Origin of the sequence: Pseudarthrobacter sulfonivorans (assembly GCF_024391045.1) — a bacterium.
In the GTDB taxonomy this organism is placed as follows: domain Bacteria; phylum Actinomycetota; class Actinomycetes; order Actinomycetales; family Micrococcaceae; genus Arthrobacter; species Arthrobacter sulfonivorans_B.
Genome location: NZ_JANFCZ010000006.1, coordinates 104,781 through 119,496, shown reverse-complemented (window position 1 = coordinate 119,496; position 14,716 = coordinate 104,781). Strand labels below are relative to the sequence as shown.

Sequence of the window (14,716 nt, the reverse complement as noted above, 5' to 3'; positions counted from 1 at the left end):
GCCGGCCGCCGGGGGAAATCCGGCGGCCGGAGAGCGGCCCTTTCCTGGTATCAGGCCGGGACGATGTTGACCAGTTTAGGCGCACGCACGATCACCGTGCGGATGCCGCGGCCGTCCAAGGCGCGCTGGACGTTTTCGCTGGCCAGGGCCAGTTCCCGCAGCTCGTCCTCGCTGATGTCCGGGGACACATCGAGCCTGTCGCGGACTTTGCCCTGCACCTGGACCACTGCCGTGACGGTCTCCTGCACCAGCAGCGCTTCGTCGTGGGCGGGCCAGCCGGCATTGGCCACCGACGCCGGGTGGCCCAGGACGTTCCACATGTCCTCGGCGGTGTACGGCGCGAAGAGGCTCAGGATGACGGCAACGGCTTCCGCTGCCTCGCGGACGGCCGGATCGGCCCCGCCGGCGCCGGCATCGATCGACTTGCGGGTGGCGTTGACGAGCTCCATGAGCTTGGCCACCACCACGTTGAACTTGTTGCTGTCCAACAGCGCCGCGGCGTCGGCGATGGTGCGGTGCGTGACGGACCGCAGGGCCCGGTCACCGGACGCGGCGTCAACACCCGGCTCGCTGCTGACGTCCTGCGCCAGCCGCCATGCGCGGGCCAGGAACTTCGCCGAGCCCGACGGCGACACGTCCGCCCAGTCCACGTCGTCCTCGGGCGGGGAGGCGAAGATCATGGTGAGGCGGACGGCGTCGACCCCGTACCTGTCCAACTGTTCGCCAAGGTCCACGCCGTTGCCCAGCGACTTGCTCATGGCCTTGCCGCCGTTGAGGACTTGGCCCTGGTTCAGCAGCGCGCTGAAGGGCTCATCGGCGTCGATCATGCCGAGGTCGTGGATGACCTTGGTGAAGAAGCGTGCGTACAGCAGGTGCAGGATGGCGTGCTCCACGCCGCCCACGTACTGGCCAACCGGCATCCACTCGTTGATCTTCGCCGGATCAAAGGGACCCTCGGTGTACTGCGGCGACACGAAGCGGAGGAAGTACCAGGACGAATCCACGAACGTGTCCATCGTGTCGGTATCGCGTTTCGCCGGTCCGTGGCAGTTGGGGCAGTCCACGTTGACCCAGGCCTCTGCCGCGGCCAGCGGTGAGGTGCCCTTCGGCGACAGGTCCTCGCCGCGCAGGTCTGCCGGCAGGGTCACCGGCAGCTGCTCGTCGGGAACAGGAACTTCACCGCAGGCAGGGCAGTGGATGATGGGGATGGGGGTGCCCCAGAACCGTTGGCGGCTCAGGAGCCAGTCACGGAGGCGGAAGTTGACAAATTTCTCGCCGGTGCCCTGCTCTTCCAGCATGCTGATGGCGGCCGGGATGGCTTCGGTCTTCGGCAGGCCGTCCAGGACACCGGAGTTGATCAGGGTCCCCTCCCCTGCTGTGGCCTTGCCGGAGACGGCAGGATCGTCATCGCCGGTGTCCAGCACGGCGCGGACGGGCAGGTCGAAGGTCCTGGCGAAGTCGAGGTCACGCTGGTCGTGTGCCGGGACGGCCATGATGGCACCCGTGCCGTAGTCGGCCAGGACGTAGTCAGCAGCCCACACCGGCAGCTTTTCGCCGTTCAGGGGGTTGACCGCGTACCGGCCGGTGAAAACACCGGTCTTTTCGCGCTCGGTGGACTGTCGCTCAATTTCGCTCAGGGCCTTGACCTGCTCGCGGTAGGCGTCCAGTGCGGCGGCGTGCTCGTCAGTTACGAGTTCGACGGCGATGGGCGCGTCGGCGGCGACCACGAAGAAGGTTGCGCCGTAGAGGGTGTCCGGGCGGGTGGTGAAGACCGTGACGTCCTTGGCGGCCTTGCCGCCGTCGGCCTCGATCACAAAGTTGACGTGCGCACCCTCGGAACGCCCGATCCAGTTCTTCTGCATCGCCAGGACGCGTTCTGGCCAATGGCCCCGCAGTTCGTCCATGTCATCGAGCAGCCGGTCCGCGTAGTCGGTGATCTTGAAGTACCACTGGTTCAGCGACTTCTTGGTGACAGGGGTGCCGCACCGTTCGCAGGCGCCGTTCACCACCTGTTCGTTGGCCAGGACGGTCTGGTCCTTGGGGCACCAGTTGACCGGCGAATCCTTGCGGTAGGCCAGTCCGCGCTCGTAGAAACGCTTGAACAGCCACTGGGTCCAGCGGTAGTACTCCGGGTCCGAGGTGTGCAGCCGGCGGGACCAGTCGGCGGAGATGGCGTACCGCTTGAACGAGGCCGCCTGGGTGTCGATGTTGGCGTAGGTCCATTCGCTGGGGTGCGCGTTGCGCTTGATGGCGGCGTTCTCGGCAGGCAGGCCGAAGGAGTCCCAGCCGATCGGGTGCAGGACGTCGAAGCCCTGCTGCCGGAGGTAGCGCGCCACCACGTCGCCCATGGCAAAAGCCTCGGCGTGGCCCATGTGCAGATCGCCTGAGGGGTAGGGGAACATGTCGAGCACGTAGCGGCGCTCGCGGGAACCGTCGTCGACGGGGGTGAAGACCTTGAGGTCTTCCCACACCTGCGGCCATTTGGCTTCCATCGCCGCGAAGCTGTAGGCACCCTCTTCAGGTGCTTCCGCCGCTACTGCTGGTGTTCCGGTCTCTGTCTCCGGCTGAACGCTCACTGCTGCCCTCTTCTGTTCTGTTGCGGCATCTGTGCTGCCCCAACGGTCTGATCCCTTCTGCTGCCGGCCCGGCAATCATGCCCGGACACACAAAAGCCCCTCTCCATGGAGGGGCGGCCGCTCGGCTGTCCGGTGTGTTTCCGGAGACCGGGCGGCTAGCTAAGCTGAAGGATCGCACGCATGGAACTACTTTAGCGCACGCCTCCCTTCACCTCGGCGCAGGTCGCCACGAGTGGCTGAGCTAGCAGCGAAGACGCTCTATTCCCGGATGAACGGTGACTGCAGCGAAAGCAAGGAAGGCGGCCCCTCGCCCGGGTGTGGTGGGCACCGCGAAGCGGGCGGGGCAGGGGCCGCCTTCCTTGCGTGGTGAGACGGGGTCCCCGTCGCAACCACGAACTGCTGTCGGGCGTCCTACTTCACGTCTTCGTCGACCCAGTCCATGGACTTCGTGACGGCCTTCTTCCACAGCCGCATCTGGCGTTCCTGCTCGGCCTGGTCCAGCTTGGGTTCCCAGCGCTTGTCTTCGGACCAGTTGGCCGACAGCTCGCCGAGGTCCTTCCAGAACCCGACGGCGAGGCCGGCCGCGTAGGCGGCACCCAGCGCGGTGGTTTCAACCACCTTGGGCCGGATGACCGGGACGCCCAGGATGTCGGCCTGGAACTGCATCAGGGCGTCGTTGGCCACCATGCCGCCGTCGACCTTCAGTTCGGTGAGCGGAACGCCGGAGTCCGCGTTGACGGCGTCCAGCACTTCACGGGTCTGGAACGCCGTGGCTTCAAGCGCGGCGCGGGCTATGTGGCTCTTGTTGACGAAGCGGGTGAGGCCCACGATGGCGCCTCGGGCGTCGGAGCGCCAGTACGGGGCGAAGAGGCCCGAGAATGCCGGCACAATGTACACGCCGCCGTTGTCCTCGACGGAGGCCGCCAGGGTCTCCACTTCCGGGGCGCTGCTGATCATGCCCAGGTTGTCCCGCAGCCATTGGATCAGGGATCCGGTGACCGCGATGGACCCTTCCAGGGCGTAGTGGGTCGGGGCGTCGCCGAGCTTGTACCCCACCGTGGTCAGCAGGCCGTTCTTCGAGTGGACGATCTCTTCACCCGTGTTGAAGATCAGGAAGCAGCCGGTCCCGTAGGTGTTCTTGGCTTCGCCGGCCTCAAATGCGGCCTGGCCGAAGGTGGCCGCTTGCTGGTCACCGAGGATGCCGGCCACGGGGACTTCACGGAGCAACTGGGAGGTGTGCACCGTGCCGTAAACCTCTGATGAGGATTTGATGGCCGGCATCATGCTCAGCGGAACCCCGAAAACGCCGAGGATCTCCTCGTCCCAGCTCAGGGTGTCCAGATCCATGAACATGGTGCGGGAAGCGTTGGTGACGTCCGTGACGTGCACCCCGCCGTCCACACCGCCGGTCAGGTTCCAGAGGACCCACGAGTCCGTGTTGCCAAAGACCAGGTCACCGGCCTCCGCCTTGGCCCGGGCGCCGTCAACGTTGTCAAGGATCCACTTGATCTTGGTGCCCGAGAAGTACGTGGCCAAGGGAAGGCCAACCTTCTGTTTGAACCGCTCCGGGCCGCCATCCTTCGCCAGCTCATCCACGATGTTCTGCGTGCGGGTGTCCTGCCAGACGATGGCGTTATAGACGGCTTCTCCGGTGGTCTTGTCCCACACCACTGCCGTTTCGCGCTGATTCGTGATTCCGACGGCGGCAATATCGTGGCGGGTCAGGTTCGCCTTCGAGAGTGCGGAACCAATGACCTCGCGGGTGTTGTTCCAGATTTCAGCGGGGTTGTGTTCCACCCACCCGGCCTGCGGGAAGATCTGTTCGTGCTCCATCTGACCTGTTGAAACGATGTTTCCGCTGTGGTCGAAGACGATGGCGCGGGAGCTGGTGGTGCCCTGGTCGATGGCGATTACGTACTGGTTCATGGTGACGTCCTTGTCTGTATGCAGGGGTGGGTGGCTGATCGGTCAGGATGCGGCGGTGATGATGATGGGAACAACTTTGGCAAGGATTCCGCCCAAGGCCCCGCCCACCAGGGGTCCCACGACCGGAATCCACGAGTAGGCCCAGTCACTGCTGCCCTTGCCCTTGATGGGCAGCAGGGCGTGGGCAATGCGCGGTCCGAGGTCACGGGCGGGGTTGATGGCGTAGCCGGTGGGGCCGCCCAGTGAAACACCGATGCCCACCACCAAAAGGGCTACGGCCAGCGGGCCCAGTCCGGAGGGGGTTCCGCCCAGGGTGAGGATCACGAAGACCAGCACGAAGGTGCCGACGATTTCCGTCACCAGGTTCCACGGGTTGGAGCGGATGGCAGGGCCGGTGGAGAAGACGCCGAGCTTGGAGGCCTGCGCGGGCTCATCATCGAAGTGCTGCTTGTAGGCGAGCCAGCAGACCACTGCGCCGAGGAAGGCGCCCAGCAGTTCACCGCCAAAGTAGGTCAGGGTGGATGCCACATCCACCTTGACCCCGGGGGCGAACTCGGCCTTGCCGTTCACCAGCAGGCCGAGGGTCACGGCGGGATTGAGGTGGGCTCCGGACTTGGCGGCGACAAAGACACCGCAGAAGACGGCGATACCCCACCCCCACGTGACCATCAGGAACCCGCCACTGTTACCTTTCGTGCCTTTCAGGGCCACGTTGGCCACGACGCCGCAACCCAGCAGGGTGAGCATCGCGGTTCCGAAGACTTCGGAAAGAAAAACTATTCCAAGAGACATCGTTGACTCCTTATTTTTGTTTTCAGTCCTTCGCGGGTTGAAGGACCGTTGAGCCGGAGCGCGTTAACGCTCCGGCTGCAGCCGGGCAGACTAAGCGACCAGGCTGTGGACCTGAATTCGGTGGAACCGTTCCAAAACCTCCTCGGCGTGCTGGATCTCCCGGGCCTGTGCTGCACTGTCCCAGCCCAGTGGACCGGCCAGCGCCTCCGACACCTCATTGAGCAACTCGCCGGTGACCAGCCCCCGGAAGGCGAGGGATGTCCGGCGGATGAGCACATCGGCCAGGTGCCCGATCTGCTCATGGCGGGCCATGAATTCAAGCTCGCGGACGCTGAGCTCACGGGTTGAGCGCAGCAGCCGGTCCGGACCGGCGTCAAGGAAGGCTATGACCTCCTCAGCCCTGGTGCCGTAGCGGGTGAGCAGGAGGGCCGTCCGGTCTGCACCCCGGTCAGCGGACACGTGGGCCTTGATCCAGGCCTGGACGCCCGGCTCGTCCACCGGGAACCCGGCGCCCCCGCCGATGGCCAGCTTCGCCGTCGACACCCGGCGTTCGATGCCCAATTCGGCCAGGACGTCGTTGGCCAGGTGTTCGGCCAGCGCCCGGAACGTAGTCCACTTGCCGCCCACCAGGCTGAACACGACGGCGCCCCGGCCGCCTGCCTGCCGTTCAATCCGGTAGTCCCGGGAAACAAATCCCGGCTGGGTCGCGTCGTGGCGCGGCAGCGGGCGTACGCCGGAAAACGTGTAGACGATCTGCCCGCGGTCAACGGGGACCTCCGGGAAGACGTGCCCGATCAGCTCGAGGAAGTACTCGATCTCCTCGTCCGTGCAGACTGCATCCCGGGCCATGTCGGCGTCCACGTCCGTGGTGCCTACCAGGACCCTGTCCCCCATGGGATAGATCAGGACAATCCGGCCGTCGGTGTGTTCAAAGAAGATCTCCCGGCCCTTGCAGGCATCAAGCAGGTCAGGGTGGTCGAGCACAATGTGAGATCCCTTGGTGCCGCCCATGAAGCGGGACGCCGCCCCCATGGCCTCGTTGGTCAGGTCCACCCAGGCCCCGGTGGTGTTCACAATGACATCTGCGGTGAAGTCGAAGAGCTCACCCGTCAGTTCGTCGCGAAGTTGAACCGTGCTGCCGTTTGTTGTGCTGCCGTTTCCTGCGGGGACTTCGCGGCCCATTGATTGCAGCGAGACGTAGTTGCTGGCCCTGGCCGTGCTGCCTGCCGGGCCTGGATTCGCCAGGCCGGCCTTCTCACCGTCCTGGAGCACGTCCAGGGTGAGACGTTCGGGATTATGCACCGACGCGTCAAAGTAGGTGGCTGCGTACTTGATGCCGGGGTGCAGCCGGGGCAGTTCCGCCAGTGCCCGCTTGCGGCCCCGGAACTGGTGCCGCGGAACCGTGCCCCCGTCGCGGGAGAAGGAGTCGTAGATACTCAGGCCCAGCTTGATCAGGAACGCCCCACGCTCCTTGGGTTTGCCCTGCTGTTTGTGGCTTAGAAACCTCAGCGGGGCGGACATCACGCCGGAAAAGGTGCTGAAAATGGGAATGGTGGTCTGGAGCGGCTTCACGTAGTGCGGCGCGATCCGGATCAGGCGGTTGCGCTCCACCACCGACTCGCGGACCAGCCGGAACTCGCCGTTTTCCAGGTAGCGGATCCCGCCGTGGATCATGTGTGACGATGCGCCGCTCGCTCCCTGGCAGTAGTCGCCGCGCTCTACCAGCGCAACATCCACTCCCTGGAGGGCGAGGTCCCGGAAGGTGCCCACACCGTTGATACCCCCGCCGATGATCAGCACCCTGGCCTGCGGCCGCTCTTTCAAAGACTGGGCCGCGGCTCGCGGCCCAGTCTTTTTCGCAGGCATGCTGTGAGGCTGGCGGGATGAGTCCTTGAGTCCCAAAAACTGCTCCTTGGGTTTAGTCCTTGGGGCTACCTTCGCAGGTCAGCCGCCCTTCTTCAACTATTGTTTGGAGTAATGGAAAATGTAGTCAAGCTCTTTGCACAAACGTGCAGTTTGGATGGCCTATGACGCGCTCCCGCCACTCGGATGCACTCCGGGCTGCACAGATGTATTACCTTCAGGACCTGACCATGGATGCCATCGCCCGGGAGCTTCGGACGTCCCGGTCCACCGTGTCGAGGCTCCTTTCCGCGGCCCGGGAAACGGGCCTGGTCCAGATCCAGATCCGCAATCCGCTGGATACCGGCCCCGAGCTCGAGAGCATGATCAGGCGGGAGTACAACGTGGACGTACACGTGGTGCCGGTCCTGGAGTCACTCAATGAGGCTGAAACCCTTGACCGTGTGGCGCTGCAGGCAGCGCGCACGATTGGTCCGCTGGTGGATTCCAACGCAATCCTCGGCGTTGCGTGGGGCTCGACGCTCAGTGCAGTCAGTAGGCACCTGACCCGCAAGATCACCCACGACACTGTGGTGGTCCAGCTCAATGGCGCCGGCAACATGCACACCACCGGCATCACCTACGCGAGCGACATCATGCGCCGGTTTGGCAGTGCCTACGGCGCGCGCGTGGAGCAGTTCCCCGTGCCCGCGTTTTTTGACCATGCGGCAACAAAGGCCGCCATGTGGCAGGAACGCAGCGTGCAGCGCATCCTTGATCTGCAGGCGCGGATGAGCATCGCCATTTTCGGGGTCGGGTCTGTCGAAGCCGATTACCCGAGCCACGTCTACGCCGGCGGCTACCTGGACGAAAACGACCTCAGGATGCTTGCCCATTCCGATGTGGTGGGTGACGTCGCCACCGTCTTTTTCCGCCGTGACGGATCCTCCGATGGCATTGTGCTGAACGAACGGTCCACCGGCCCGGCCCTCTCACAGTTGCGGCAGGTCCGCCGCCGGATTTGCGTGGTGTCGGGGGCATCCAAGATCAATGGTCTCCGCGGGGCCCTCACTGCGGGCCTGGCCACCGACCTGATTCTCGATGAAGCCACCGCGCGCCGTCTGGTGGGCTTCGAAGGCGTGGCCCCTGCGAATGGGTAAAGTCAGTCCTATGAAACCTTCTCCCCGGCTTAGTCTCAACAACGGTGTGCTGATCGACCAATTGGGGTTTGGGCTCTACAAGGTTCCCGTGACCGACGCCTCCTCACTGGTGTCCATTGCGTTGGGCAGTGGCTACCGCCACTGCGATACGGCCGCCATGTACGGCAACGAAGTTGGTGTGGCGCGGGCCCTCGGCGCAGCGGTTGATTCCGACGGCGGGAGCGGCGGTTCCGGCGAATCCTCGCCGGGGCTCCGGCGTGAGGACGTCTTTGTCACCACGAAGGTCTGGAACGACGACCAGGGGTACGACAAGACACTGCAGGCGTTTGATGCGTCCATGGTCAACCTCGGCCTGGACTACGTGGACATGTACCTCATCCACTGGCCCTGTGCCCGGCGGGGCCTGTTCACGGAAACGTACCGTGCCCTGGAGACGCTGTACCGCGAAGGGAAGGTGCGGGCCATCGGCGTCTGCAACTTCCAGCCCGCACACCTGGACCGGCTGCTGGACAGCGCCGAAGTGGTGCCGGCAGTGAACCAGATAGAACTCCACCCCTGGCTCCAGCAGGCGGAACTGAGGGAGAAGCACAGCGCGCTGGGAATCCTGACGGAGGCCTGGAGCCCCCTGGGCCGCGGGCAGGTACTGGCAGACCCCGTGGTGGTGGCCCTCGCCGCCGAGCATGGCCGGACACCCGCGCAGATCGTCCTGCGCTGGCATGTCCAGCTGGGAAACATTGCCATCCCCAAGGCGAGCTCGGAGGCCCGGATCCGGGAAAACCTGGACGTCTTCGGCTTCAGCCTGTCCGAACGGGACATGGCGGCCCTGGCCGAGCTTGAGCGCGGGCAGCGCACCGGCTCCCACCCTGACAACGTCAACTAGGACCGGGATTCATGAGGACAGCCACCCGCCTGCCGTCTGACGTGCCGGCCTATTTCAGCCCCGGGCTGGCAGCCCGCACCCGCGCCGCAGAAATCGATCTGGACGGCAGCACCGTGGCGTACTGGACGTATGAACCCGTCCAAACCACGGCGGAAACGCGCACCATCCTGGTCATCCACGGGTTCCGCGGCGATCACCATGGCCTGCTCCGGGTGGCGGACCAGCTGCCCGACATGCGGGTCATCATGCCGGACCTCCCGGGCTTTGGCAGTTCTGGCGCCTTCGCGGCAGGAGCGCACTCGGTGGAACAGTACGGCGCATTCATCAGCTCTTTCATGGCGGCACTGGATTTAGGCCCTGACACTGTGCTGCTGGGACATTCGTTCGGTTCGATCATCGCGTCCCATTTTGTGGCCGCGCAGCCAGGGGCAGTTACGCCGCTGATCCTCATCAATCCGATCGCCGCACCGGCCCTGGAAGGTCCCAAGGGCGTCATGACAAGGCTGGCCGTCCTGTACTACCGGCTGGCCGCGCGGCTCCCCCGGCCGCTGGGCCTGGCGCTGCTGCGCAACTCCATGATCGTCCGGGTCATGAGCGAGACCATGGCCAAAACGAGCGACCGGGACCTGCGCCGCTTCATCCACGGCCAGCACCACGCCTACTTCAGTGCCTTCGCTGACCGGGAAAGCCTCCTCCAGTCATTCACGGCATCCGTCAGCGCCCACGTGGCGGAAGTTGCCGACAAACTGACCCTGCCGGTGCTGCTGGTGGCGGGTGAGAAGGATGAGATCGCCACCCTGCCGGACCAGCACCGCCTCGCCGCGCTCCTGCCGGACGGGGAACTCAAAGTCATTCCCGGCGTCGGGCATCTCATCCACTACGAAACGCCCGCGCCGGCCGCCGGTTTCATCCGCAGCTTCCTTAAGGACCACCCCGCGTGAAGATTGTCATCGATGCCCGTTTTACCCGGAACGACCACCACGACGGCATCAGCCGCTATGGGGCAAGCCTGATCGCAGCGACTGCCGGGATCGCGGACGTGTCCATGCTCATCAGCGACCGCCGGCAACTCGCCCTACTCCCGGACGTGCCCTACACACTGATCAACAGCCCCCTGTCCCCGGCGGAGCTCTTTGTGGCCCGCAGGATCAACCCGCTTGGCGCCGATGTGGTGGTCTGTCCGATGCAGACCATGGGCAGCTGGGGACGCAAGTACGGGCTGGTGCTGACCCTGCACGACCTCATCTACTACGAGCACCCCGCGCCGCCGGGATTCCTGCCGGCGCCGGTGCGTGTCCTGTGGCGCCTGTACCACAAGGCCTTCTGGCCCCAACGCCTCCTCCTGAACCGCGCGGACATCGTGGCCACCATCAGCAGCACCACTGAAGCCCTGATGGCCAAGTACCGGCTGACCAGCCGGCCTGTGCGGATCATCGGCAACGCGCCGCAGCCGGCCCAGGAACCGCGGAATCCAGCTGACGGATCCGACCATACGCTGGTCTATATGGGATCGTTCATGCCCTACAAAAACGTGGAAACCCTGATTGCCGGGATGGCCGGGCTGCCGGACTTCACGCTGCACCTGCTGAGCAGGGTCACCCCCGAACGGCGCGCCGAACTGGAGATCATGGTCCCCGCGGGCGCGAAGGTGGTGTTCCACAACGGAGTCACGGACGATGAATACGCGGTCCTGCTCAAACGCGCCACCGCCTTGGTGAGCCTTTCCCGCGCCGAAGGCTACGGGCTGCCGCTGGTGGAAGCGATGTCCCTCGGCACTCCGGTCATCGCCAGCGACATCCCGATCTTCCGGGAAGTGGGCGGCGACGCCGCCTCGTACGTCGACCCCGACTCCCCCGCCGCGTTCGGCGCGGCCGTTGCGAAACTGGGCGACGGCGAGCACTGGCAGGACGTTTCGAGGCGCTCCGTGGCCCGTGCGGGGGAATTCAGCTGGGAAGACTCGGCCCGGCAACTCGTGGATGCCGCCCACGACATTGTGACCGCGCGTTCGCGCGGCAAGCGTCCGCAGTAGCGGATACCCGCTACAGGACGTCCACGCCGTCCAGCCTGACCTGCACCGGCTCCTCAGTGCGCTTTGCAGCAACCGCTGCCTTGGTGGACCGCAACACCCGGGTCACGGCGCCAGCCTGCCCGTAAGGGAAGAACAGCAGGGTGCGGACGTCATCGCCCTGTTTGGCCGCCGCCGGACCCGTGAGCACCACAGGGGCCGGACCAGCGGTCCGCAGTTTAACGCCCGCCGGCGCCAGCTGATGCTCCACGGCTGCCGTGAAATGGACGACGGCGGACCGCGGCCCGGTTACCGACGCAATCCGGACAGCCGGGGGCAACCGGAGTTCCATGCGGAGCTCAAGTTCGCGCCGGGCGTACCCGGCCGGATCCCATCGCAGCAGGGCACCGACGGCGACGCTCTCCGTTGCCGTAATGACCACCAGGCCGCCGTCGGCCGCGGGACGCACCAGCGCTGCGGCATTGAACCAGCGGCGCACTGTGTCCTCGCCGGCCCGCAGATTTTCACGGCGCAGCAGCGAGTCGCCGTCAAGCAGGAGCGCGGCAGCATAGCCCGACTCAGCCACCGGTTCGGCGCCGATCGTGGCCACCACCAGGGCTTTCTCGGTCCCTACCCCCGCCTTGACGTGATCGCCGGAGGACGTGACCACAGCCTTGCCGGGAAACGCGCGGCCCAGTTCCTCCGCGGTCCGCAGGACACCGGTGGCGCCTTTCCGAAGCCTGCGTCCGGAGCAATGGACACACTGCCACTCCGGTGCGGGCGTGGAGCACCAGCGGCATTGCGGAATAGCCGAGCTGGCCCCCGCCAACGCCAGGGGTCCCTGGCAGGACTGGCAGCGGGACGGCTCCCGGCAGGTCTCGCACACCAGCGACGGCGCATAGCCGGCCCGGGCCACCTGCACCAGCACCGGCCCGCGTTCCAGGCCTTCCTTGGCTGCCCGCCAGGCGGCACCGGGAAGCCGGGCCACCAGGGCGAGCGGGTCACGTTCCTGTTCAAAGCTGTCGGCAGTGTTCAGGACGCGGGGAACTGTCCGCCGGACCAGCGCCCGCTCCGCCTCGACCGGCATGGCCCAGCCCGCTTCCACGAGCCGCTGCAGTTCCGTACTCCGGGCATGGCCTGCCATCAGGCACGCAGTGCCCTCCTGGTCCGCGCGGAGCAGCAGCAGCTCGCGTGCGTGCGCGTACGGGGCGCGCTGTTCGATGTGGAGGTCGTTGCCGTCGTCCCAGCAGACCACGAGACCGAGGTCCCGGACGGGAGCGAACGCAGCGGAGCGTGTCCCGATGGCCACCCGTGCGGAGCCGGCGAGAAGGCGCAGGAAATTCCGGTAGCGGGGTGTGGGTCCGTCATCAGCCGTCAGCCGGGCGACGTCGTCTGCCGGGAGCACCTCCAGCAGCGCCGCCTCAAGCTGGTTGAGGTCGCGGTAATCGGGCACCACCACCACGGCGCCACGACCGGAGGCGCGGACAGCGGCAACGGCCGCCGCAATCAGCTGCGGCCACGCAGCCGGGCCGTAGCCCTGGAGCGGGCTGAAGACCGCCCGCGGAGAGCCGCCCTCCTGCAGATGGCGGACGAAGGCGGGACCGTTGCGGTAGCCTGCCCAGCCGCCTTCCCCCGGTGCGCCAGGCACGACGGCGGGGTCACCGGTCGGTGCCCCGGCAACCGTTCCGGCTGTTTCCGGTTCAGGCCGCGGACCGGCCTCCGCCGCAGCTTCGGCGAGGAAGTCCTTCTCCAGCCGTGCCATGCGCGGCGGCACTGCCACCCGCAGCACGTCACTGACAGTTCCCGCGTACCGTGCGGCGACGGCGTTCACCAGGTCCCGCACGGCGGGTGTGAGGACGGCGACCGGAGAGATCACCTTGTGCAGCGGCACGAGGGTGTGGCCGGCGTCGGACTCTGCGATGCGTTCAATAATGAACCCGCCGAGTTCCTGCCCGTTGAAACGGACCTTGACCCGGACGCCGGCCTGGGCGGCCTGGTCCAGTTCGGCCGGCACACTGTAGTCAAAAGGGCGGTCAAGGTGCGGCAGCGACGACTCGACCACTACCCTGGCCACCGGGAGGCGGGGCGCCAGCGGGGGGCCGCTCTGCGGCGGCGGGGCCGGAAACCCTTGAAGCAGGGACGGCTGCAGGGCATCCGGAAACTCAGGCCCGGTGCGGACGCTCTCCGGTGCTGCCATGGCTGCCACCCCCTTTCACCGACCAGCACATCACCTGGCCCTGACATTCTCAGCCGGGGCCGGCGATGGGCTGGGCGTTACCGGCAGGCTAGGCGTTGAAGAAGGCCTTCAGGTCATCCACGCGGTCCAGCCGCTCCCAGGTGAAGTCGGGATCGTCGCGGCCAAAGTGGCCGTGCGCGGCCGTCTTGGCGTAGATGGGACGCTTGAGGTCCAGGGCGTCGATGATGGCGCGCGGGCGGAGGTCGAAGATTTCCGCGATGGCGGCGCTGATCTTCGCGGGGTCCACCGTTTCAGTGCCGAACGTTTCCACGTAGGTGCCCACCGGGCGGGCCTGCCCGATGGCGTAGGCGATCTGGATCTCGGCACGCTTGGCCAAGCCTGCGGCCACCACGTTCTTCGCTACCCAGCGCATGGCGTAGGCCGCGGACCGGTCCACCTTGGACGGGTCCTTGCCCGAGAAGGCGCCGCCGCCATGGCGGGCCATGCCGCCATAGGTGTCCACGATGATTTTGCGGCCGGTCAGGCCGGCATCGCCCACGGGTCCGCCAATGACGAACTCGCCGGCCGGGTTCAGGATGTTGGCGGCGCGGGAGACGTCCAGGTTGGCCGCTGCCAGCACCGGCGCAATCACGAAGGACGCGAGGTCGGCGCGCAAACGGTCCAGGTTGGTACCTTCGGCGTGCTGGCTGGAGATAACCACGGTCTCCACGGAAACCGGCACGTCTTTGTCATAGCCCACCGTGACCTGGGTCTTGCCGTCAGGACGAAGGTAGGACAGTTCACCGGACTTGCGCACTTCGGTGAGGCGTTCGGAGAGCCGGTGTGCCAGCCAGATGGGCGTCGGCATGTAGGACGGAGTTTCGTCGCTCGCGTAGCCGAACATCAGGCCCTGGTCGCCTGCACCCTGGAGGTCGTAGTCGTCTTCCTGGCGGCCTTCGCGGGCTTCCAGCGAGTTGAAGACGCCGCCGGCAATGTCGTTGGACTGCTGGCCAATGGACACGGACACGCCGCAGCGGGCGCCGTCGAAACCGTTGGCCGAAGAGTCGTAGCCGATCCCGAGGATGGTCTCGCGGACGATCTGCGGGATTTCCACGTAGGCGTCGGTGGTGACCTCACCGGCAACGTGGACCAGGCCGGTGGTGGCCATGGTCTCGACGGCGACGCGTGATTCCGGGTCCACGGCAAGCAGCGCGTCGAGGATGGCGTCACTGATCTGGTCGCAGATTTTATCCGGGTGGCCTTCAGTGACGGACTCGGACGTGAAAAGCCGGAGTGCGGAGGGCGTGGCCCCGTGGGTGTGGGGAATGTGCAGCGGTAAAGTCACTCAACTACCTTACT

Annotated in this window: 10 protein-coding genes; 4 read left to right on the top strand and 6 right to left on the bottom strand. The window is 66.2% G+C overall.

What is annotated here, in order from left to right:
* Nucleotides 1-50 precede the first annotated feature (50 nt).
* From leuS to NQJ30_RS06130, 4 genes are all read right to left on the bottom strand, one after another.
* The gene (gene leuS, locus NQJ30_RS06145; RefSeq protein WP_255768951.1) at nucleotides 51-2,576 is read right to left on the bottom strand and encodes a leucine--tRNA ligase; all 2,526 of its coding nucleotides are present in this window, start codon (nucleotides 2,574-2,576) and stop codon (nucleotides 51-53) included.
* 411 nt (nucleotides 2,577-2,987) lie between these two features.
* Nucleotides 2,988-4,502: a glycerol kinase GlpK gene (gene glpK / locus NQJ30_RS06140; RefSeq protein WP_255768950.1), complete on the bottom strand. Its 1,515-nt coding sequence runs from the start codon at nucleotides 4,500-4,502 to the stop codon at nucleotides 2,988-2,990.
* Between the two features lie 42 nt (nucleotides 4,503-4,544).
* Nucleotides 4,545-5,294, bottom strand: a complete 750-nt coding sequence (locus NQJ30_RS06135; RefSeq protein ID WP_255768949.1) for an MIP/aquaporin family protein — start codon at nucleotides 5,292-5,294, stop codon at nucleotides 4,545-4,547.
* A gap of 90 nt (nucleotides 5,295-5,384) precedes the next feature.
* Nucleotides 5,385-7,160 carry a glycerol-3-phosphate dehydrogenase/oxidase gene (locus NQJ30_RS06130; RefSeq protein ID WP_255768948.1) on the bottom strand — a complete coding sequence of 592 codons (1,776 nt, stop codon included), beginning with the start codon at nucleotides 7,158-7,160 and terminating at the stop codon, nucleotides 5,385-5,387.
* A 161-nt stretch (nucleotides 7,161-7,321) separates the two neighbouring features.
* Here NQJ30_RS06130 and NQJ30_RS06125 point away from each other — a divergent pair, with 161 nt between their 5' ends.
* From NQJ30_RS06125 to NQJ30_RS06110, 4 genes are read left to right on the top strand one after another with little or no spacing between them, the layout of a single operon-like run.
* The gene (locus NQJ30_RS06125) at nucleotides 7,322-8,296 is read left to right on the top strand and encodes a sugar-binding transcriptional regulator (protein ID WP_255768947.1); all 975 of its coding nucleotides are present in this window, start codon (nucleotides 7,322-7,324) and stop codon (nucleotides 8,294-8,296) included.
* A 10-nt stretch (nucleotides 8,297-8,306) separates the two neighbouring features.
* The gene (locus NQJ30_RS06120) at nucleotides 8,307-9,176 is read left to right on the top strand and encodes an aldo/keto reductase (protein WP_255768946.1); all 870 of its coding nucleotides are present in this window, start codon (nucleotides 8,307-8,309) and stop codon (nucleotides 9,174-9,176) included.
* A gap of 11 nt (nucleotides 9,177-9,187) precedes the next feature.
* A complete protein-coding gene (locus tag NQJ30_RS06115; RefSeq protein WP_255768945.1) occupies nucleotides 9,188-10,117 on the top strand; it encodes an alpha/beta fold hydrolase in 930 nt (309 codons plus the stop codon).
* Nucleotides 10,114-11,205 (top strand): glycosyltransferase family 4 protein, encoded by a 1,092-nt coding sequence (locus NQJ30_RS06110; RefSeq protein ID WP_255768944.1) that lies wholly within the window; start codon nucleotides 10,114-10,116, stop codon nucleotides 11,203-11,205. Before NQJ30_RS06115 ends, NQJ30_RS06110 begins: the two co-directional genes overlap by 4 nt.
* A gap of 10 nt (nucleotides 11,206-11,215) precedes the next feature.
* Here NQJ30_RS06110 and NQJ30_RS06105 read toward each other — a convergent pair whose 3' ends face one another.
* Nucleotides 11,216-13,378, bottom strand: coding sequence for a primosomal protein N' (locus tag NQJ30_RS06105; RefSeq protein WP_255768943.1), 2,163 nt, complete (start codon nucleotides 13,376-13,378; stop codon nucleotides 11,216-11,218).
* Between the two features lie 88 nt (nucleotides 13,379-13,466).
* Nucleotides 13,467-14,702, bottom strand: coding sequence for a methionine adenosyltransferase (gene metK / locus NQJ30_RS06100; RefSeq protein WP_255768942.1), 1,236 nt, complete (start codon nucleotides 14,700-14,702; stop codon nucleotides 13,467-13,469).
* Between the last annotated feature and the right edge of the window lie 14 nt (nucleotides 14,703-14,716).

Bases quoted from the DNA above. Each gene is read 5' to 3' on its own strand.
- glpK (WP_255768950.1), bottom strand. From the start codon at position 4,502: ATGAACCAGTACGTAATCGCCATCGACCAGGGCACCACCAGCTCCCGC.
- NQJ30_RS06135 (WP_255768949.1), bottom strand. From the start codon at position 5,294: ATGTCTCTTGGAATAGTTTTTCTTTCCGAAGTCTTCGGAACCGCGATG.
- NQJ30_RS06130 (WP_255768948.1), bottom strand. From the start codon at position 7,160: ATGCCTGCGAAAAAGACTGGGCCGCGAGCCGCGGCCCAGTCTTTGAAA.
- NQJ30_RS06125 (WP_255768947.1), top strand. From the start codon at position 7,322: ATGACGCGCTCCCGCCACTCGGATGCACTCCGGGCTGCACAGATGTAT.
- NQJ30_RS06120 (WP_255768946.1), top strand. From the start codon at position 8,307: ATGAAACCTTCTCCCCGGCTTAGTCTCAACAACGGTGTGCTGATCGAC.
- NQJ30_RS06115 (WP_255768945.1), top strand. From the start codon at position 9,188: ATGAGGACAGCCACCCGCCTGCCGTCTGACGTGCCGGCCTATTTCAGC.
- NQJ30_RS06105 (WP_255768943.1), bottom strand. From the start codon at position 13,378: ATGGCAGCACCGGAGAGCGTCCGCACCGGGCCTGAGTTTCCGGATGCC.